This is a genomic window from Cupriavidus sp. 05N38, from assembly GCF_056397345.1.
Window position 1 is genome coordinate 1 of the sequence record NZ_JBFTNF010000099.1, and the last position, 18,588, is coordinate 18,588.

The window sequence follows — 18,588 nt, forward strand, 5'->3', positions numbered from 1 at the left end:
CCGGACGGCTTCACGCTGACCATGGGCGAGAACCATCACCTGTACAAGCCGGTGATGATCGGCGAGGTCAAGGGCGACGGCCAGTTCTCGGTGGTGTGGAAGACCCCGAAGGCAGTCCGCGCGCAACCGTGGAGCCCGTTCATCGCGGGTAACGAAGGCAAGCCGGACAAGGTGATGTAAGGCCTGTCGGGCTACTTCACATTGCCAGGCCTTGCTCCTCCGTCCCGTGCGCGGGACGGAGGAGCAAGGCAGCGGGAGCGAAACAGCGGGTCTTCTACCGCCTCGTGCTGCTCCCACCCGAACACAGAGAACACCAAGACGCGACCCAACGCGCCACCAAGACTCCGCCGGCACTTATGCACCGATCCCAATTCATTTCCGCCGTGCCGTGGCTGCGCGCCCTGCTGGCAGCGCTGCTGCTGGCCGCCGCGCCGCTGTGGGCGGCGCCGCTGACACAGGCCGACCTCAAGCCGCTGGTCGAAGACGACTTCGACGCCAAGACCGCGGCGCTGAGCGCGCTCACCAAGGCGCCGGCAGAGCAGGCCGCTCCCATCCTCAAGGCGCTGCAGGACGATACGCTGCAATACGCTCCCGCTGTCGGCATGGTGCGCCAGGACGGCGACAAGCTGGTCGATGCCATCAGCGGCAAGCCGGTCGACGTCAAGCCCGACGCGCTGGAGTCGCTCACCCTGAACAACAGCCTGCGCGCAATGGTGGACAGCGCGGCCAGCAGCATGCTGCTGCAGTCGTCCGACGCTTTGGTGCGCGCGCAGGCCGTCAATACGCTGCTGGACCAGCCCGGCAGCGCCTCGCGCGAAGTCGTGGAAGCCGCGCGCAAGGCCGAGGCCGACGCCGGCCTGCGCACCAAGCTCGACGTGATCTGGGCCAATATCGTGCTGGCCGACGGCAACCGCAATGACCGGCTCGAAGCGATCAGGATCCTCGGCCTGGACAGCAATCCGCAAAGCCGGCAGAAGCTGCAGCCGCTGCTGGAGAAGGACGCCGCCGGCAACTACCGCGAGCCCGATGCGGAACTGCGCGGCGCCGCCCAGCAGGCGCTCGATGCGCTGCGCGGCGACCAGCGCCGCGCCGAGCTGATCGGCAACCTGTTCGCCGGCCTGAGCCTTGGCAGCGTGCTGCTGCTGGCCGCGCTGGGCCTGGCCATCACCTACGGCTTGATCGGCGTCATCAACATGGCGCACGGCGAATTCCTCATGATCGGCGCCTATGCCACCTACATGGTGCAGGGCGTGTTCCGCGCGCACTTCGCCGGCGCCTTCGACTGGTACCTGCTGGCGGCGCTGCCGGCATCGTTCCTGGCCTCGGGCATCGTCGGCTTCGTGCTCGAGCGGCTGGTGCTGCGCCATCTCTACGGGCGGCCGCTCGAAACGCTGCTGGCCACCTTCGGCGTAAGCCTGCTGCTGATGCAGGCGGTACGCACGCTGTTCGGCGCGCAGAACGTGGAAGTGGCCAATCCGTCCTGGATGAGCGGCGGCATCGAGATGCTGCCGGGCCTGGTGCTGCCCTACAACCGCATGGTCATCATCGTGTTCGCGCTGGCCGTGGTGGCGGTGGCGTGGGGCGTGCTCAACCGCACGCGGCTCGGCCTGTTCGTGCGCGCCACCACGCAGAACCGCACCATGGCGGCCTGCGTCGGCGTGCGCACGTGGAAGGTGGACAGCTACGCCTTCGCCTTCGGCGCGGGCATCGCGGGGCTGGGCGGCTGCGCGCTGTCGCAGATCGGTAATGTCGGGCCGGATCTCGGCCAGGCCTACATCATCGATTCGTTCATGGTCGTGGTACTGGGCGGCGTGGGCCAGCTGGCCGGCACCATCATCGGCGCCTTCGGCCTGGGCCTCATCAACAAATTCATCGAGCCGTTCTACGGCGCGGTGCTGGCCAAGATCTTCGTCCTGGTGCTGATCGTGCTCTTCATCCAGAAGCGCCCGCAGGGACTGTTCGCGCTCAAGGGGCGCAGCGCGGAGGCATGATGCAGACAACGACAACCAATCCATCCCCAACGGGCTTCCGCCTGGCGGTGCCCGCGCGCCAGCCGCTGTTCTCGCGGCGCGGCTGGGCCGCGCTGCTGGCGATCGCGCTGATCGTCGGCGTGGGCGTGCCGGTGTGCGCGCTGCTGCTGCCCGAAGGCCATCCGCTGCACCTGTCGGCGTACGCGTTGACGCTGGTCGGCAAGATCATGTGCTTCGCGCTGGCCGCCATCGCGCTGGACCTGGTGTGGGGCTATTGCGGCATCCTGAGCCTCGGCCACGGCCTGTTCTTCGCGCTCGGCGGCTATGCCATGGGCATGTACCTGATGCGCTCCATCGGGCGCGAAGGCGTGTACAAGAGCGACCTGCCGGACTTCATGGTGTTCCTCGACTGGAAGGAGCTGCCGTGGTTCTGGCACGGCACCGAGCACCTCGGCTATTCGATGCTGCTGGTGGTGCTGGTGCCGGGCGTGCTGGCGTGGCTGTTCGGCTTCTTCGCCTTCCGTTCGCGCATCAAGGGCGTGTACCTGTCGATCATCACGCAGGCGATGACATACGCCGCCATGCTGCTGTTCTTCCGCAACGAGACCGGCTTCGGCGGCAACAACGGCTTCACCGACTTCAAGCGCATCGCCGGCTTCGCCGTGGCCGCGCCGCACACGCGCACCGCGCTGTTCGTGCTCACCTTCGCGGCCTTGCTGGCGGGCTTCGTGGCCTGCCGCTACATCGTCACGTCCAAGCTCGGCCGCGTGGTGACGGCGGTGCGCGATGCCGAGATGCGCGTGATGTTCTCCGGCTACAACCCGCTTGGCTACAAGCTGTTCGTGTGGACCTTCTCTGCCGTGCTGTGCGGCATTGCCGGCGCGCTGTACGTGCCGCAGGTGGGCATCATCAACCCCGGCGAGATGTCGCCGGCCAATTCGATCGAGATGGCGGTGTGGGTGGCGGTGGGCGGACGCGGCACGCTGATCGGCCCGATCATCGGTGCCTTCCTGGTCAACGGCGCCAAGACCATGTTCACGGCGTACTTCGCCGAATACTGGCTGTTCCTGCTGGGCGCCATGTTCGTGCTGGTCACACTGTACCTGCCCGATGGCGTGGTCGGCCTGGTCAAGCGGCTGCGCGGCATGCGCGCGCCTTCGGCGCCGCAGGCACCGGTGGCCACGCCGGCGGCAGCCACGCGCAGCGGAGGTGAAGCATGAACGCGGCACTGGGAGCACAGCAAGCGGAAAGCGGCGACGCCACCGGCCTCGGCCACGTGCTGGAGCCGGGCGTCATCGACGTCTCGCACGGACCCATCCTCTACCTCGAAGACGTCACCGTGCAGTTCGACGGCTTTCGTGCGCTCAACCAGCTCACGCTGTCGATCGACCACGGCGAGCTGCGCTGCGTGATCGGGCCCAACGGTGCGGGCAAGACCACCATGATGGACGTGATCACCGGCAAGACCGGGCCGCGCAACGCCAATGTGAGCGGCCGCGTGTTCCTGGGCCAGAGCATCGACCTGATGCGCATGACCGAGCCCAGGATCGCGCAGACCGGCATCGGCCGCAAGTTCCAGAAGCCCACCGTGTTCGAGCAGCATGAAGTGTGGGAGAACCTGGAACTGGCGATGAAGGCCGACAAGCGCTGGTGGTCGTCGCTGCGCGCGCGCCTTGGCCCGGAAGGGCATCGCCGCATCGAAGAGACGCTGGCGGTGACCGGGCTGGAGGCCGAGGCCTACCGGCCGGCGGGGCTGCTCTCGCACGGGCAGAAGCAGCGCCTGGAGATCGGCATGCTGCTGATGCAGCAGCCGCAGTTGCTGCTGCTCGACGAACCGGTGGCCGGCATGACGGACGAGGAAACCATGCAGCTCGCCAAGCTGCTCAACAGCCTGCGCGGCACCTGCTCGATGATGGTGGTGGAGCATGACATGGAGTTCGTCGCCGCGCTGGCGGGCGACAAGGGCACCGTGACCGTGCTGGCCGAGGGCAGCGTGCTGGCCGAAGGCACGCTCGACGCCGTCAAGCGCGAAGAGCGCGTGATCGAATCCTATCTCGGGCGGTAGTGCCCGCGCCGTCCAACCCGGCCGCGTGCGACGCGGCCGGACAGAAAAGACAAGGAACAAGACCATGTTGCAGGTCAACGCACTGAACCAGTTCTACGGCGGCAGCCATATCCTGCGCAATGTCAGCTTCGACGTGCCGCAAGGCAAGCTGACCACGCTGCTGGGSCGCAAYGGCGTGGGCAAGAGCACCTTGCTGAAGTGCCTGATGGGCGTGGTGCCGACCAAGAGCGGCAGCATCAGCTGGGCGGGCAAGGCGCTGGAAAAGAAGCCGCCTTACGAACGCGTGGCTTCCGGTCTGGCCTACGTGCCGCAGGGGCGCGAGATCTTCCCGCGCCTCACCGTGGAGGAAAACCTGCTGATCGGCGCCGCCAGCCTGAAGCGCCCGAGCGGCGTGCCCGACCGCATCTACCAGTTGTTCCCGGTCCTGCGCAGCATGCGCCAGCGCCGCGGCGGCGACCTCTCCGGCGGCCAGCAGCAGCAACTGGCCATCGGCCGCGCGCTGATGAGCGAGCCGGAACTGCTGATCCTGGACGAGCCCACCGAAGGCATCCAGCCATCGATCATCCAGGACATCGGCCGCGCGCTGCGGCTGCTGGTGGACGAGTTCGGCATGACGGTGCTGCTGGTGGAGCAGTACTACGAGTTCGCCCGCCACCTGGCCGACAACTATGTGGTGATGAGCCGCGGCGAAGTGGTGGCCAGGGGCGACGGCGCGCGCATGGAAGACGACGGCGTGCGGGAGCTGATCGCGGTGTGAGGGACGCGCGGGCGGGCCGCATGGCGTTGCCTCGCGATACCACTTCCAGCCGGCCCGGCCGCGCGCTATGATGCCCGCATCACGCGCGCCGCGTGTGCCCCGGCGGCGCCCGCCTTCCAAGCAAGCATGCGTCATCCTGACTTTCCTTCTACCCTGGCCATGCCGCCCGCATGGGAGGCCAGCCTGCGCCTGGGCTTCGCCGCGCGCGGCGAGCGCACAGCGCTGGTCGAGCGCCGCCATCGCGGCCCCTTGCTGGTGCAGAAGCCGCTCTATCCCGAAGGCGGTATCTGCCACGCGGTGATTCTGCATCCGCCTGCCGGCATTGCCGGCGGCGACACCCTGCAGATCGACCTGGTGGCGGGGGCCGGCGCGCATGCCGTGCTCGCCACGCCCGGTGCGACCAAGTGGTACAAATCGCTCGGCCGCGAGGCGGCGCAGCGCGTCACGCTGACGCTGGAGGCCGGCGCCCGGCTCGACTGGCTGCCGCAGGAGAACATCGTGTTCGACGACGCGCACGCGCGCCTTGCCACCACCGTGACGGTGGCGCCCGGGGCCAGCGCGATCGGCTGGGATGCCATCGTGCTGGGGCGCCAGGCCAGCGGCGAGACGTGGTCGCGCGGCACGCTCCACATGGAGACGCGCATCGCCCTCGCGGGCAGCCCGCGCGCCCTGTGGATCGAGCGCGCGCAGCTCGATGCCGGCTCCTCGCTGCGTCACGCGCCGGCGGGGCTGGACGGGCTCAATGTCATGGGCACGCTGTGGGCGGTGGGCGAGGGTGCCACGCAGGCGCTCGCCGAAACGCTGGCCGAAGCGCTGCCGTACCGGCCCGATCTGCGAGCGGGCGTGACCCGCCTGGAACAGGACGGGCAGGCGATGCTGCTGCTGCGCGTGCTGGGCGCGCGCATGGAGGCGGTGAGGGGCGTGATGGTGCAGGCGTGGACCGCGTTGCGCGAGCCCATCCATGGCGTGCCGGCCAAGCCGCTGCGCCTGTGGGCGACATGAGCGGTGTGGGCGACATGGGCGACATGGGCGACATCGGCGACATGAGCGTCGCGATGGCAACGCCGGCACGGCACGAATAACAACGGAACAACGGGAATACCAGGATGGAACTGACTCCGCGGGAAAAGGACAAGCTGCTGATCTTCACCGCCGCGCTGCTGGCCGAGCGCCGCCGCGCGCGCGGGCTCAAGCTCAACTATCCGGAAGCGGTGGCGCTGATCACCGCCGCCATCATGGAAGGCGCGCGCGACGGCCGCACCGTGGCCGAGCTGATGCACGAAGGCACCACCGTGCTCACGCGCGAGGATGTGATGGACGGCATCGCGGAACTGATCCCTGAGATCCAGGTGGAAGCCACCTTCCCGGACGGCACCAAGCTGGTCACCGTGCATCACCCGATCGTCTGAAGCGGGCAGGCCGCGGCGCGGCGTCCGCCAGCACGGCACAAGCTGTCAAACAAGAACACGAGGTCTCAAGACATGAACCGTTCCAACCGCGCGCGCGCCGTCGTCGGCGCTTGCCTGGCGCTGGCGAGCGCTGCCGCCATCGCCCACCCGGGCCACGATGCCGCCACCGTCGGCGCCAGCCTGTGGGCGGGCCTGATGCATCCGTTCACCGGCATGGACCATCTGCTGGCCATGGCCGGCGTGGGCGTGTGGAGCGCGCTCGGCGCGCGTTCGCCGCGCGAGGCGCTGCGCATGCCGTTCGTCTTTGTCGCGCTGATGCTGGCCGGCGCCGCGCTCGGGCTGGCCGGGTCCGGGCTGCCGCTGGTCGAGCCGATGATCGCCGCTTCGCTGCTGGTGATCGGCCTGCTGGTGGCGCTGCGCGCCAGGCTGCCAGCGTGGGCCGGCATGGCCATCGTCGGCGGTTTCGCCATCTTCCACGGCTATGCGCACGGCGCCGAACTGCCCACCGCGGCGGGTGCGCTGCCGGCCGCGGCCGCCTACGTGGGCGGCTTTACCGTCGCCACCATGGCGCTGCACCTGTGCGGCATCGGCCTGGGCAACGCGCTGCGCCGCCACGCGGGCTGGCTGGTGCGCGTGGCCGGCGCGGGCGTGGCGCTGTATGGCGTCGGCCTGATGGTGGCCTGAGGGTGGCATGAGGGTGGCCTGGGCCGCCTTCGGACCCGCTTACGGATAGCGTTGGAAACGTCGACAAGGAACCCGACATGATTCCCGGTGAACTGATGCCCGCAGAGGGCGAGATCGAACTCAACGCTGGCCGCCAGACGGTCAGCGTGACGGTGGCCAACACCGGCGACCGCCCGGTGCAGGTCGGCTCGCATTTCCATTTCTATGAAACCAATGCCGCGCTGGACTTCGACCGCGAAGCCGCGCGCGGCTTCCGCCTGAACATCGCCGCCGGCACCGCGGTGCGCTTCGAGCCGGGCCAGAGCCGCACGGTGGAACTGGTGGCGCTGGACGGCGCGCGCATCGTCTACGGCTTCAACGGCAAGATCATGGGAGCGCTGTGATGAGCGTGAAAATCTCCAGGCAGGCCTATGCCGAGATGTTCGGCCCCACCACCGGCGACCGCCTGCGGCTGGCGGACACCGGGCTGGTGATCGAAGTCGAGAAGGACTTCACCATCTACGGCGAGGAAGTGAAGTTCGGCGGCGGCAAGGTGATCCGCGACGGCATGGGCCAGAGCCAGCGCATGGCCAGGGACTGCGTCGACACCGTCATCACCAACGCGCTGATCGTCGACCACTGGGGCATCGTCAAGGCCGACATCGGCCTCAAGGACGGGCGCATCGCGTCCATCGGCAAGGCCGGCAACCCGGACATCCAGCCCGGCGTGACCATCGTGGTCGGGCCCGGCACCGAGGTGATCGCGGGCGAGGGCATGATCGTCACCGCCGGCGGCATCGACAGCCACATCCATTTCATCTGCCCGCAGCAGATCGAAGAAGCGCTGATGAGCGGCGTCACCACCATGATCGGCGGCGGCACCGGGCCGGCCACCGGCACCTTCGCCACCACGGTGACGCCGGGGCCGTGGTTCATGGAGCGCATGCTGCAGGCGGTGGAAGCCTACCCGATGAATATCGGCCTGCTCGGCAAAGGCAACGCCAGCCAGCCGGGGCCGCTTGTCGAGCAGGTCGAGGCCGGCGCGATCGGGCTCAAGCTGCATGAGGACTGGGGCACCACGCCCGCGGCCATCGACACCTGCCTGAGCGTGGCCGATGCCACCGACACGCAGGTGGCGATCCACACCGACACGCTCAACGAGGCCGGCTTCGTCGAGGCCACCGTGGCCGCGTTCAAGGGCCGCACCATCCATACGTACCACACCGAAGGCGCGGGCGGCGGCCATGCGCCCGACATCATCAAGGTGTGCGGCGAGGCCAACGTGCTGCCTTCGTCGACCAACCCGACGCGGCCGTACACGATCAACACGCTCGACGAACACCTCGACATGCTGATGGTGTGCCACCACCTGGACCCGTCCATCGCCGAGGACATCGCCTTCGCCGAAAGCCGCATCCGCCGCGAGACCATTGCCGCCGAGGACATCCTGCACGATCTCGGCGCGTTCTCGATGATCTCCAGCGACTCGCAGGCCATGGGCCGCGTGGGCGAGGTCATCATCCGCACCTGGCAGACCGCGCACAAGATGGCCGCGCAGCGCGGCAAGCTGCCCGGCGACCCCGATGACGCGCGCGGCGGGCACGACAACTTCCGCGTCAAGCGCTATATCGCCAAGTACACCATCAACCCCGCGCTCACCCACGGCATCGCGCGCGAAGTGGGCTCGGTCGAGGTCGGCAAGTGGGCCGACCTGGTGCTGTGGAAGCCGGCCTTTTTCGGCGTCAAGCCGAGCCTGATCCTCAAGGGCGGGATGATTGCCGCGGCCGCCATGGGCGACCCCAACGCGTCGATCCCCACGCCGCAGCCGGTGCACTACCGCCCGATGTTCGCGGCAGCCGGCCGCGCCTTGCACAAGTCGTCGCTGACCTTCGTCTCGCAGGCCGCGCTGGCGGCCGACGTGGGCGGGCGCTACGGGCTGTCGAAGACGCTTTGCGCGGTGCGCGGCACGCGTACCGTGAGCAAGCGCGACATGGTGCACAATGACTGGCAGCCGCACGTCACGGTCGATCCCGAGACCTACCAGGTCGTCGCCGACGGCCAGTTGCTGATGTGCGAGCCGGCCACCGTGCTGCCGATGGCGCAGCGCTATTTCCTGTTCTGAGTTCCCGTCCCGAGCCCGCCTTGCAAAAGATCGACAAACACCTCAGCGCACCGCACGGCATCGCCGCCGTGCTGGTGCGCCGCGCGCCCAAGCTGGTGCTGCCCTTCGCCGAGCGCAGCAAGAGCCGCCTGCGCGCCACGCTGGACAACGGCGAGGAAGTGGCGCTGTTCCTGCCGCGCGGCACGGTGCTGCGCGGCGGCGACCTGCTGGTCACCGACGGCGGCATCTTCGTCGAAGTGCTGGCCGCGGCGGAATCGGTGCTGCAGGTAGGCGCCAGCGATCCGCGGGCGCTGATGCGTGCCGCCTATCATCTCGGCAACCGGCACACGCCGGTGGAGGTGGGGCGCGACTACCTGCGCCTGGAATACGACCCGGTGCTGGCCGACATGCTGGCGCGCCTGGGCGTGCAGGCCGCGCGCGCCGAGCTGCCGTTCGAGCCGGAGGCGGGCGCCTACGGCGGCGGCCACAAGCATGGACACGACGCCACGTTCGCCGAAGACTATGCGGCGGCGCAGGCGGTATTCCATGAGCATCATGGCCACGATCACGATCACGATCACGGCCGCTCCCATGCGCATGCGCACGATCACTCGCACGCACACGATCACGAGCACCATGTGCATGACGAGCATTGCGGGCACAAGCATTGAGCGGCCGGCTTCCCGCGCCTAGGGCGCGACCGGCATCACCATGACCCAGCTCTCTCAATTGATCTCCCTCCTGCACCTKGCYTCGCCGGCRYTGCCGATYGGCGGSTTCAGCTATTCGCAGGGGCTGGAGGCGGCMATCGAYTGCGGSCTGGTGCATGATGCCGGCAGCGCCGAGCAGTGGGTGCGCAGCAACCTGCTCGATGTGCAGGCGCAGTGCGAGGCACCTGTCTGGCTGCTGCTGTTTCGCGCATGGCGCGCGCGCGACGCCGCCGGCGTGGCGCACTGGAACGACTGGTTCCACGCCACGCGCGAGAGCGCGGAGCTGCGGCTGGAGACGGAGCAGATGGGCTGGTCGCTGGCGCGGCTGGTGGCGCAGATGGAGTGGGGCGACGCCGGATTGCGGGCGCAGCTCGCCGCGCTGGCGCCGGCATGCCTGCCCACCGCGTTTGCCGCGGCGTGCGCGGCGCTTGACGTGGACGAGCGCGACGGGCTGGCGGCCTATTGCTTCAGCTGGGCCGAGAACCAGGTGGCCGCCGCGCTCAAGGCCGTGCCGCTGGGCCAGGTGGCCGGCCAGCATATCCTGCGCCGCCTGCATGCCTCGGTGATGGAGACGGTCGGCGAGGCGGTGCGCCGCGCCGATGCTGATCCGCCGTTGCTATCGACGTTTTCCCCGATGCTGGGCCTGCTGTCGGCCCGGCACGAGACCCAGTATTCCCGGCTGTTCCGTTCCTGAGCGCCGCGCGCCGGCGTGCTCGCGCGGCGGCCGCCCAACCTTCACCGATACAAGATCCCCGTCATGACCCAGGCCCGTACCAAGAAGAATCCCCCGCTGCGCGTCGGCGTGGGCGGCCCCGTCGGCTCCGGCAAGACCACGTTGCTGGAGATGCTGTGCAAGGCCATGCGCGAGCGCTATGACCTGGTGGCCATCACCAACGATATCTACACCAAGGAAGACCAGCGCCTGCTGACCATCTCGGGCGCCTTGCCGGCCGAGCGCATCATGGGCGTGGAGACCGGCGGCTGCCCGCATACCGCCATCCGCGAGGATGCCTCGATCAACCTCGAGGCGGTCGACCGCATGCTGGCGAAATTCCCCGATGCCGACATCGTCTTTATCGAATCCGGCGGCGACAACCTGGCCGCCACCTTCAGCCCCGAACTGTCGGACCTGACCATCTACGTGATCGACGTGGCCGGCGGCGAGAAGATCCCGCGCAAGGGCGGCCCCGGCATCACCAAGTCGGATCTGCTGGTGATCAACAAGACCGACCTGGCACCCTACGTGGGCGCCAACCTCGACGTGATGGAAAGCGATGCGCGCAAGATGCGAGGCACGCGTCCGTTCGTGATGGGCAGCGTGAAATCCGGGCAGGGGCTGGACGAAGTGATCGCGTTCATCGAGCGCCAGGGCATGCTCGGCGTGTAGCCTCGCTCAGCCGCGCCGCGCCCGCACGCACAGGAAGCAAGGCGCGCGCGACAGCCACGCGTGCAGCCGGGGATTGACCTCGCGCATGGCATCGAGTGGCCGTGGCTCGAGCAGGGTGTCGAAGATCCAGCCGGTTTGCGTCAGCGGGTTGAGGAAGCCGGACAGCGGGCGGCGGTAGCTGTCGATCACCGGATCGGGCTCGCCGAAGCCCTTCCATGGCAGGGCGAACGCTTCGGTCTCGAAGTAGTTGCCGTCGCCCCACAGCCGCCACGCATCGATCGGGTGGCCGGCGGAGAACACCAGCAGCGCGCCGGGGCGTGCCACGCGGTGGAACTCAGCGAACACCGGCCCCCAGTCTTCGATGTAGTCGAGCACCAGCGGGCACACTACGACGTCGAAGCTGGCATCGGCCAGCCAGTGCAGCGGCTGCTCGAGGTTGCCTGCGCGCACGTCCACATCGAGGCCGGCGGTACGCTGGCGCGCCAGCACGACCATCTCCGGGGTCACGTCGAAGGCATGCACGCTGGCGCCGCGTCCGGCCAGGATCTCGCTGAAGAGGCCGGGGCCGCAGCCGGCATCCAGCACGCGCAGGCCGCGCATGTCGTCGGGCAGCAGCGAGAGCGTGGCGGGGCGCTCGTAGAGCGCGTTGTGGGGCTTGGTCGGGACGGCGGCCGCGTAGCGCGCGGCGAACTGCTCGTAGTTCCGCTGGCCCAGCGATTTCGCGCTGGCAGGCTTGCTGGCATCTGGCATCGGGATGACGTTCTCCGCGGGGATGGCAACGGTGCAAGAGGGAAAACCCAGCGCATTCTACGCGGGCGGCGACGTTGTCGCATTTGCACCGCTGACGCCTTGTGGCATACTGGCCCGTCCATGACGTCCGCCTCCTTCGCCCTTTCTTCGCTGTGCCGCGACACCGATGCCGGTGGCGCCGCTGCACGCGCGGGCGCAGGGCTGCCGCGCGCAGCGGCCATGTCTTCGGCGTTCCACGTCTTTTCTTCCTTCGCTTTCTCCATCATTCGAATTATCCGGGGTCGCTGAGCTGCGGCTTTGGCTGGTGCTCGGTGGCCCGTGGTTCGTCCGACCGCGCACGCCAACCGGCCTGCGCGCGATTTCACGATGCGATGGAGAACCCCCGATGTCCGATCTTCCCGAGCTGCGCGCGCACGCCAGCTATCCCGTCCTTGCCGAAATCCAGGATGCCGCGCGCTACCTGCGCGGCAAGGTGCTCGAAACCCCTGTGTGGCGCTGGCAGACCGGCGCCATGGGCCAGTTCGGTCCGGCCACCGAGGTGTGGCTCAAGATGGAGCTGTTCCAGCAGACCGGCACCTTCAAGCTGCGCGGCGCGCTCAACGGCATGGGGCGCCTCGATGCCGCGGCGCGCAGACGCGGCGTGGTGGCGGCCAGTGCCGGCAACCATGCCATGGCAGTGGCCTATGCCGCCATGGTGGAGGGCGTGGGGGCCAGGCTGGTGATGCCAGCGAGCGCCAGCCCGGCGCGCGTGGCGGCCTGCAGGGAGTGGGGTGCGGAAGTGGTGCTGCGCCCGGACGTGCATGCGGCCTTCGATCACGCGCAGCAACTGGCGGTGCAGGAGGGCCGCACCATGATCCACCCGTTCGACGGCCCGCTGGTGGCGCAGGGCACGGGCACCGTGGGGCTGGAACTGATGCGCCAGGTGCCGGGGCTCGATGCGGTGGTGGTGCCGGTGGGCGGCGGCGGCCTGTGCGCGGGCATCGCCGCCGCGGTCAAGCAGATCAATCCGGCCTGCCGGGTCTATGGCGTCGAGCCCGAAGGTGCCGATGCCATGACGCGCAGCTTCGAGTCAGGGCGGCCGCAGGTGCTGGCACGCGTGAATACCGTCGCCGACAGTCTCGGGGCGCCCTACGCGCTGGACTACAGCTTCGGTGTGTGCAGCCGTTTCGTCGACGGCATGGTGCGGGTGTCGGACGAGGCCATCCGGGCCGCCATGCGCATCCTCTACCGCGACATGAAGCTGGCGACCGAGCCGGCTACCGCGGTTTCCACCGCAGCCTTGCTGGGACCGCTGCGCGAGAGGCTGGAGGGCAAGAAGGTGGCGCTGGTGTTGTGCGGGGCCAACCTCGATGCGGCGCGCTTCGCCGAACTGCTGGCGGCCTAGGGCCCGGCGGCGATGACGCCGCCCGGATCACATCTGCTGTGCCGCCCTCGCCGCGATCACGCGCGCCACTGAAGCGATGGCGTCCTGCTCGGTATCGTTCATCAGGGCCATGTGCCGTACCGTCACGCGCTGGGCAGGGGTGATATTGAACTCCGCGCAGCGCTGCTCGAGCACCAGCGTGCTGCCTTCACCCTTGCCGCCGGCGAAGTTCAGCATCTCCGCGGGATGCACGCCCAGCGTCCCGGACAACGCGCAGATATTCACCAGGGACACATTGCGCACGCCCCGCTCGATGCCGCTGAGGTAGGAGCGGGCCATGCCGCTTTCGAGGGCGAGTTTTTCCTGCGACCAGCCGCGCTGCCTGCGCAGTTCCGCCAGGTGCAGCCCGAAGAGCTTGAGAGGATCACCGATCATGGCCTGACTCGTGAAAGAGAACGAAGCGAGGCTAAGGGTTTGACCTCTTTGGATCGACGCCTTATAGTATGACGCACCATGAGTATCAGGCTTGAACGCCGGCAAAAATATCGGATACTGCCGGCTAATTTCTTTCAAATACACCCAATTGTAATGGGAGTGTAATCGGCCGGAGGCCGGCTGGCACTTGGGGAGTTTGCCCGCGGCGCGTAAGCCTCGGGTGTCGGCGCTGGCTGTCGGGGCCAGGTCGCCGATGATGACAGCCGAAGCATGTCTGGTTGATACGAAAAACTGGCCGGCATACAGGAGAGCCGGCGGGCCAGGCAGCGGCACGTCAGGAAGCGACAACCCCCGGGAAACGCGGACGGCATTTTTCCATTACGCGGAAAAGGGGGTGTCATGCGTATTTTTTCCTTGTTCGACGCGCAGATGCGGGGCGAGATCCTGGCCGGCGGGGGTGCTTCGGCGTTGCGTGTCGGCCTGCAGGTGAGGGTGGTGCCGGAGGCCGCCGGGCTCGGCAGCAGCGGCGATTACGTGTTCCTGCCGCAGGGTGCCGCGCAGCCCGGGATCGTCACGGCGCGGGCCGAGTGGTGGGCCTGCCTGTGCGGTACGGTGAAGGTGACCCCGGCGGGCGGCGCGCCGGTGCTGCTGTCGGCGGGCGGCGTGTATGCGATCCGCCAGGGCGAGCGCCTGCAGCTCGCGGTGCTGCAAGACAGCGTGCTGATCCGCACGGTGCTGGACCCGCAAGCCGTGGGCCTGGTGGGGGCCGGGCTGACGAGCAGTTTCGATGCGTTTGCCGCGGGGCAGTCGGAGCGCTGGCGTCCGGGGCAGGGCGCCAGGGCAGCCGATGCCTGCATGCCGCCGCGACTGAATGCAGCCTTCGTGGCGATTGCCGAAGGCGAGCCGGAATGGGCGGAGCGGCTGCGCGCGGGCGGCCTGAACTGGGCGGCATGCCACGAGGGCACGCTATGCCTGCAGTGGTATTCGCCCTGGCCGCACGCCGAGCGCCAGGTGGCTTACCTGCAGCCCGGCATGGTGTTCGCTCCGGATCCGGAAGAGGGCTATCGCATCGATGCCCTTCAGCCCGTGGCCAGCCTGCTGTGCTGCCTGCAGGGCCCGATGGGCGAGCCCGTGCGCGCAGGCAGCACGGCGGCGCAGGCGGTGTCGCTGCACTGAGTGCCGATGGCCGGGCCCGGTGACGCCGGGCCGGTGGCTTCGGCGGCTCAGCGGCGCTGGTRTTGCGTCGCGCCGAACAGGATTTCCTTTTCCTTCTCGTCGCGGATGGGCTTGCGCGCACTGGCCAGCACCTCGACGCCGCGCTTGACGGCGGGGCGCTCGGCAATCTCGTTGAACCAGCGCTTGAGGTGCGGATAGTCGTCGAGTTCCACGCCCTGGTTCTGCCAGCTGCGCAGCCAGGGGAAGGTGGCGATGTCTGCCACCGAATACGTCTCGCCGGCCAGCCACGGATGTGCCGACAGTTGCTTGTCGATCACGCCGTACAGGCGGCGCGCTTCGTTGGTGTAGCGGTTGATGGCGTACTCCAGCTTCTCGGGCGCGTACATGCGGAAATGGTGCGCCTGGCCCAGCATCGGGCCCACGCCGCCCATCTGGAACATCAGCCATTGCAGCGCATCGTATTTCCCGCGCACGTCTTCGGGCAGGAACCTGCCGGTTTTTCCGGCCAGGTAGAGCAGGATCGCGCCGGACTCGAACAGCGAGATGGGCTGGCCGTCCGGGCCGTCGGGATCGACGATGGCAGGGATCTTGTTGTTCGGGCTGATCTCGAGGAAGTCGGGCGTGAACTGGTCGCCGGCACCGATGTTGACGGGGTGCACCTTGTACTCGAGGCCGCACTCCTCGAGCATGATATGGATCTTGTGGCCGTTGGGCGTGGCCCAGGAATAGACGTCGATCATCGGGGAAGTTCTCCTGGCTGCGATCGCTGCGATTGCTGCGATCGCGCGGACGTTGGGCTGCCACATCAAGCACTGAGGTGGCGAACCGGGCGATTTAAGCACAGAAGAAAAAAACGCGCAGACGGGCTGCGCGTTTCCATATTGCCGGCAGGGGTGGCCCTGCCGTGGCGGATGCGGGGCTCAGAAGCCGCGCGTCACCGGCATGTCGATCTCGTTCGGGTTGATGCTCATGTGCTTGGCCAGTTCCAGCTTGGCGATGGCGTTGCGGTGCACCTCGTCCGGACCGTCGGCCAGGCGCAGCGTGCGCTGGTGCGCCCACCACGAAGCCAGCGGGAAATCGTCGGAGACACCGGCGGCGCCGTGCACCTGGATGGCCCAGTCGATTACCTTGAGCGCCATATTGGGTGCGACCACCTTGATCATGGCGATCTCGGCCTTGGCCACCTTGTTGCCGGCGGTGTCCATCATGTAGGCGGCCTTGAGCGTCAGCAGGCGCGCCATCTCGATTTCGCAGCGGGCTTCGGCGATGCGCTCGCGCGTCACGCCCTGCGCAGCCACCGGCTTGCCGAAGGCAACGCGGGCCAGGCTGCGCTTGCACAGCAGTTCGAGCGCGCGCTCGGCCACGCCGATGCTGCGCATGCAGTGGTGGATGCGGCCCGGGCCGAGGCGGCCCTGGGCGATCTCGAAGCCGCGGCCTTCGCCCAGCAGGATGTTGGCGGCCGGCACGCGCACGTTCTTSAGTTCGATTTCCATGTGGCCGTGCGGCGCGTCGTCGTAGCCGAACACGGGCAGGAAGCGCTTGATGGTGATGCCCGGGGTATCGGCCGGCACCACGATCATCGATTGCTGCTCATGGCGGCCGGCATCCGGATTGGTCTTGCCCATGACGATGTAGACCTGGCAGCGGGGATCGCCCGCGCCCGACGACCACCACTTGGTGCCGTTGATCACGTATTCGTCGCCGTCGCGATCGATGCTGCAGCAGATATTGGTGGCGTCCGACGAAGCCACGTCCGGCTCGGTCATCAGGAAGGCCGAGCGGATCTCGCCGCGCAGCAGCGGCTCCAGCCAGCGGTCCTTGAGTTCCTCGGAGGCGTAGCGCTCCAGGGTTTCCATGTTGCCGGTGTCGGGCGCGGCGCAGTTGAATACCTCGGCCGACCAGGGCACCCGGCCCATGATCTCGCACAGCGGCGCGTATTCGAGGTTGGACAGGCCTTCCGGCGCGCGCTTCGAGTGGGGCAGGAACAGGTTCCACAGGCCGGCTTCGCGGGCCAGCGGCTTGAGCTCCTCGATCACCTTGGTCGGGACCCAGGCGTTGCCGGCCTGGCGGTTGGCCTGGATCTCCGCGTAGAAGCGCTTCTCGTTCGGATAGATGTGCTTGTCGAAGAAGGCCAGCAGGCGGGCCTGCATTTCCTTGACCTTGGGCGTGTACTCGAATTGCATGTTGTCTCCTCCACCTCTGAATGAGTGCCGGGAGCCGTTCCCGGTCCTGGCGGACGCGGTCCGCGCCGACTGGAGAGGACTGTACCGCAATCCATATAATTAGAAAAATGAATTTTCTGGATTTGCCAGTATCAATATGATGCATTCCATGCCAGAATCACCGCCATGCAGCTCTCCCGGATCGACCTCAATCTCTTCGTGGTGTTCGACGCCATCTACAGCGAAGGCAGCATCACCGCGGCTGCGCGCCAGCTCAACCTGACGCAGCCCGCCGTGAGCCATGCGCTGGGCCGCCTGCGCACCTTGTTCGACGACCCGCTGTTCGAGCGGCGCGGCCAGGGCATGGCGCCCACGCCACTGGCGCGCTCGCTGGCGGCCGAGGTCCGCGCCGCCCTGCAGTCGTTCGCGCGCACGCTGCAGGATACGCCGCACTTCGATCCGGCCGCCACCGTGCGCCGCTTCACCATCGGCATGCGCGACGCGCTGGAATCCACGCTGCTGCCGCCGCTGATGACGCGGGTGACCGCGATGGCGCCGCAGGTGGAAATCGCCGCGATTCGCTTCGACCGGCGCGAGATGGAGTCCGAACTGCTGGCTGGCACGCTCGACGCCGCCATCGATATCCTGCTGCCGGTTTCACCTGCCATCCACCATGCCCCGTTCATGGCGGACCCGATGGTGGTGCTGGCCCGCCGCGACCATCCGCTGGTGAAGAAGGAGCTGACGCTGGAGCGCTACCTGGCTGCCGAGCACGTGCATGTGTCTTCGCGCCGGCGCGGCGCGGGACTGGAGGACCAGGCCCTGCACCGCATGGGCTTGACGCGCCGGGTGCGGCTGCGTTGCCAGCACTATGCCGGGGCCTGCCGGGTGGTGAGCTGCACCGACCTGCTGGCCACGCTGCCGCTGCGCTATGCGCGCATCGCCAACGAACCCTACGCCAACCGGCTGCTGTCGCTGCCGTTCAAGGTGCCTTCGCTGGAGCTGCATCTGTACTGGCACGGCGGCGGCGAGAACGACGGTGCCAACCGCTGGCTGCGCGAGCAGTTGCTGGCGGTGATCACTTCGCTGGGCGGCGGACTGGCTGAGGGCGCGCAGGGCTGACTCCCCTGATTGCCTGCGCATTGCGCGGGCTTTGGCCCCTGCGCTCAGCGTGCGCTGTCGGCAATGCGTTCGATGCGCAAGGTTTCCGGCGGCAGTGTGCTGTCGGCCTGCACCGCATAGGGCAGCGGCGGGCGCCGCGGCGCCGGCACCGCCTGCCATAGCCGCTCGACCCAGGCCCGGATCTCGGGGCTGCCCGGCGCTGCCGCCGTGATGCGCAGCGCCAGCGGCGCGCCGCTGGCCTGGTCCGCGCCCGGCACTTCGGGCATCAGGCGTTCCACCGCCAGCTGCGGATCCTCCCGTACGTTCATCGTCAGCGCGCCTGCGAGCTGTGCGCGCGCGCGCGCCGTCTCGCCCGGCGTGGCCTGGGCAGAGCGCTGCGCGAAGCGCGGAGCCTGTATGGCGAGCGCCGGGGCGGGCGGGGAAACCGGTGCAATGGGCGCCACGGGCGCGACCGGAGCGGGCTGGGCACGCGGCGCGGCGGGTGCCGGCGGCGGCGCGACAGCCATCGGCGCAAAGGC

The 18,588-nt window shown here is 68.5% G+C and carries 20 protein-coding genes and 1 pseudogene; 16 read left to right on the top strand and 5 right to left on the bottom strand.

Annotated elements, in window-relative coordinates; all coding sequences use genetic code 11:
• The 13 genes from AC1DK4_RS37865 to ureG all read left to right on the top strand — a co-directional run.
• The coding region (locus AC1DK4_RS37865) for a transporter substrate-binding protein (protein WP_477132159.1) at nucleotides 1–180 on the top strand (180 nt) is incomplete at its 5' end.
• Nucleotides 181–356: 176 nt separating this feature from the next.
• Nucleotides 357–1,991, top strand: coding sequence for an urea ABC transporter permease subunit UrtB (urtB, locus tag AC1DK4_RS37870; RefSeq protein WP_441612300.1), 1,635 nt, complete (start codon nucleotides 357–359; stop codon nucleotides 1,989–1,991).
• Nucleotides 1,991–3,190, top strand: a complete 1,200-nt coding sequence (urtC, locus tag AC1DK4_RS37875; RefSeq protein WP_441612721.1) for an urea ABC transporter permease subunit UrtC — start codon at nucleotides 1,991–1,993, stop codon at nucleotides 3,188–3,190. The genes urtB and urtC overlap by 1 nt, the downstream gene beginning before the upstream one ends.
• Nucleotides 3,187–4,035, top strand: a complete 849-nt coding sequence (urtD, locus tag AC1DK4_RS37880) for an urea ABC transporter ATP-binding protein UrtD (RefSeq protein ID WP_441643160.1) — start codon at nucleotides 3,187–3,189, stop codon at nucleotides 4,033–4,035. The genes urtC and urtD overlap by 4 nt, the downstream gene beginning before the upstream one ends.
• A 64-nt stretch (nucleotides 4,036–4,099) precedes the next feature.
• The gene (urtE, locus tag AC1DK4_RS37885; RefSeq protein WP_441612298.1) at nucleotides 4,100–4,792 is read left to right on the top strand and encodes an urea ABC transporter ATP-binding subunit UrtE; all 693 of its coding nucleotides are present in this window, start codon (nucleotides 4,100–4,102) and stop codon (nucleotides 4,790–4,792) included.
• A 126-nt stretch (nucleotides 4,793–4,918) separates the two neighbouring features.
• Nucleotides 4,919–5,794 carry an urease accessory protein UreD gene (locus tag AC1DK4_RS37890; RefSeq protein ID WP_441612297.1) on the top strand — a complete coding sequence of 292 codons (876 nt, stop codon included), beginning with the start codon at nucleotides 4,919–4,921 and terminating at the stop codon, nucleotides 5,792–5,794.
• Nucleotides 5,795–5,898: 104 nt separating this feature from the next.
• A complete protein-coding gene (locus tag AC1DK4_RS37895; protein ID WP_441612296.1) occupies nucleotides 5,899–6,201 on the top strand; it encodes an urease subunit gamma in 303 nt (100 codons plus the stop codon).
• 72 nt (nucleotides 6,202–6,273) lie between these two features.
• A complete protein-coding gene (locus AC1DK4_RS37900) occupies nucleotides 6,274–6,885 on the top strand; it encodes a HupE/UreJ family protein (RefSeq protein WP_441612294.1) in 612 nt (203 codons plus the stop codon).
• A 77-nt stretch (nucleotides 6,886–6,962) separates the two neighbouring features.
• On the top strand, nucleotides 6,963–7,268 hold the full coding sequence (locus tag AC1DK4_RS37905) for an urease subunit beta (RefSeq protein WP_441612293.1): 306 nt from the start codon (nucleotides 6,963–6,965) through the stop codon (nucleotides 7,266–7,268).
• Nucleotides 7,268–8,986, top strand: a complete 1,719-nt coding sequence (ureC, locus tag AC1DK4_RS37910) for an urease subunit alpha (protein WP_441643159.1) — start codon at nucleotides 7,268–7,270, stop codon at nucleotides 8,984–8,986. The genes AC1DK4_RS37905 and ureC overlap by 1 nt, the downstream gene beginning before the upstream one ends.
• A 20-nt stretch (nucleotides 8,987–9,006) precedes the next feature.
• Nucleotides 9,007–9,636: an urease accessory protein UreE gene (ureE, locus tag AC1DK4_RS37915; RefSeq protein WP_441612291.1), complete on the top strand. Its 630-nt coding sequence runs from the start codon at nucleotides 9,007–9,009 to the stop codon at nucleotides 9,634–9,636.
• A 40-nt stretch (nucleotides 9,637–9,676) separates the two neighbouring features.
• On the top strand, nucleotides 9,677–10,369 hold the full coding sequence (locus AC1DK4_RS37920; protein ID WP_441612290.1) for an urease accessory protein UreF: 693 nt from the start codon (nucleotides 9,677–9,679) through the stop codon (nucleotides 10,367–10,369).
• A 63-nt stretch (nucleotides 10,370–10,432) separates the two neighbouring features.
• A complete protein-coding gene (gene ureG, locus AC1DK4_RS37925; RefSeq protein WP_441612289.1) occupies nucleotides 10,433–11,062 on the top strand; it encodes an urease accessory protein UreG in 630 nt (209 codons plus the stop codon).
• A 6-nt stretch (nucleotides 11,063–11,068) separates the two neighbouring features.
• Here ureG and AC1DK4_RS37930 read toward each other — a convergent pair whose 3' ends face one another.
• Nucleotides 11,069–11,812 carry a class I SAM-dependent methyltransferase gene (locus AC1DK4_RS37930; protein WP_441612288.1) on the bottom strand — a complete coding sequence of 248 codons (744 nt, stop codon included), beginning with the start codon at nucleotides 11,810–11,812 and terminating at the stop codon, nucleotides 11,069–11,071.
• A gap of 385 nt (nucleotides 11,813–12,197) precedes the next feature.
• On the opposite strand from AC1DK4_RS37930, the gene AC1DK4_RS37935 reads away from it, so the two are divergent.
• On the top strand, nucleotides 12,198–13,196 hold the full coding sequence (locus AC1DK4_RS37935; RefSeq protein WP_441612287.1) for a threonine/serine dehydratase: 999 nt from the start codon (nucleotides 12,198–12,200) through the stop codon (nucleotides 13,194–13,196).
• A 27-nt stretch (nucleotides 13,197–13,223) separates the two neighbouring features.
• Here the strand turns inward: AC1DK4_RS37935 and AC1DK4_RS37940 are convergent, their stop codons facing one another.
• The gene (locus AC1DK4_RS37940) at nucleotides 13,224–13,610 is read right to left on the bottom strand and encodes a helix-turn-helix domain-containing protein (RefSeq protein ID WP_441612286.1); all 387 of its coding nucleotides are present in this window, start codon (nucleotides 13,608–13,610) and stop codon (nucleotides 13,224–13,226) included.
• A gap of 399 nt (nucleotides 13,611–14,009) precedes the next feature.
• Here AC1DK4_RS37940 and AC1DK4_RS37945 point away from each other — a divergent pair, with 399 nt between their 5' ends.
• Nucleotides 14,010–14,786, top strand: coding sequence for a hypothetical protein (locus AC1DK4_RS37945; protein WP_441612285.1), 777 nt, complete (start codon nucleotides 14,010–14,012; stop codon nucleotides 14,784–14,786).
• A gap of 47 nt (nucleotides 14,787–14,833) precedes the next feature.
• Here the strand turns inward: AC1DK4_RS37945 and AC1DK4_RS37950 are convergent, their stop codons facing one another.
• Both AC1DK4_RS37950 and AC1DK4_RS37955 read right to left on the bottom strand, forming a co-directional pair.
• Nucleotides 14,834–15,526, bottom strand: coding sequence for a glutathione binding-like protein (locus AC1DK4_RS37950; RefSeq protein WP_477132160.1), 693 nt, complete (start codon nucleotides 15,524–15,526; stop codon nucleotides 14,834–14,836).
• Nucleotides 15,527–15,706: 180 nt separating this feature from the next.
• A complete protein-coding gene (locus tag AC1DK4_RS37955; protein WP_441612283.1) occupies nucleotides 15,707–16,969 on the bottom strand; it encodes an acyl-CoA dehydrogenase family protein in 1,263 nt (420 codons plus the stop codon).
• Nucleotides 16,970–17,134: 165 nt separating this feature from the next.
• On the opposite strand from AC1DK4_RS37955, the gene AC1DK4_RS37960 reads away from it, so the two are divergent.
• Nucleotides 17,135–18,070, top strand: coding sequence for a LysR family transcriptional regulator (locus tag AC1DK4_RS37960; RefSeq protein ID WP_441612282.1), 936 nt, complete (start codon nucleotides 17,135–17,137; stop codon nucleotides 18,068–18,070).
• Between the two features lie 44 nt (nucleotides 18,071–18,114).
• On the opposite strand, the pseudogene AC1DK4_RS37965 reads toward AC1DK4_RS37960, so the two are convergent.
• A pseudogene (locus AC1DK4_RS37965) lies at nucleotides 18,115–18,588 on the bottom strand (hypothetical protein); the annotation flags it as partial.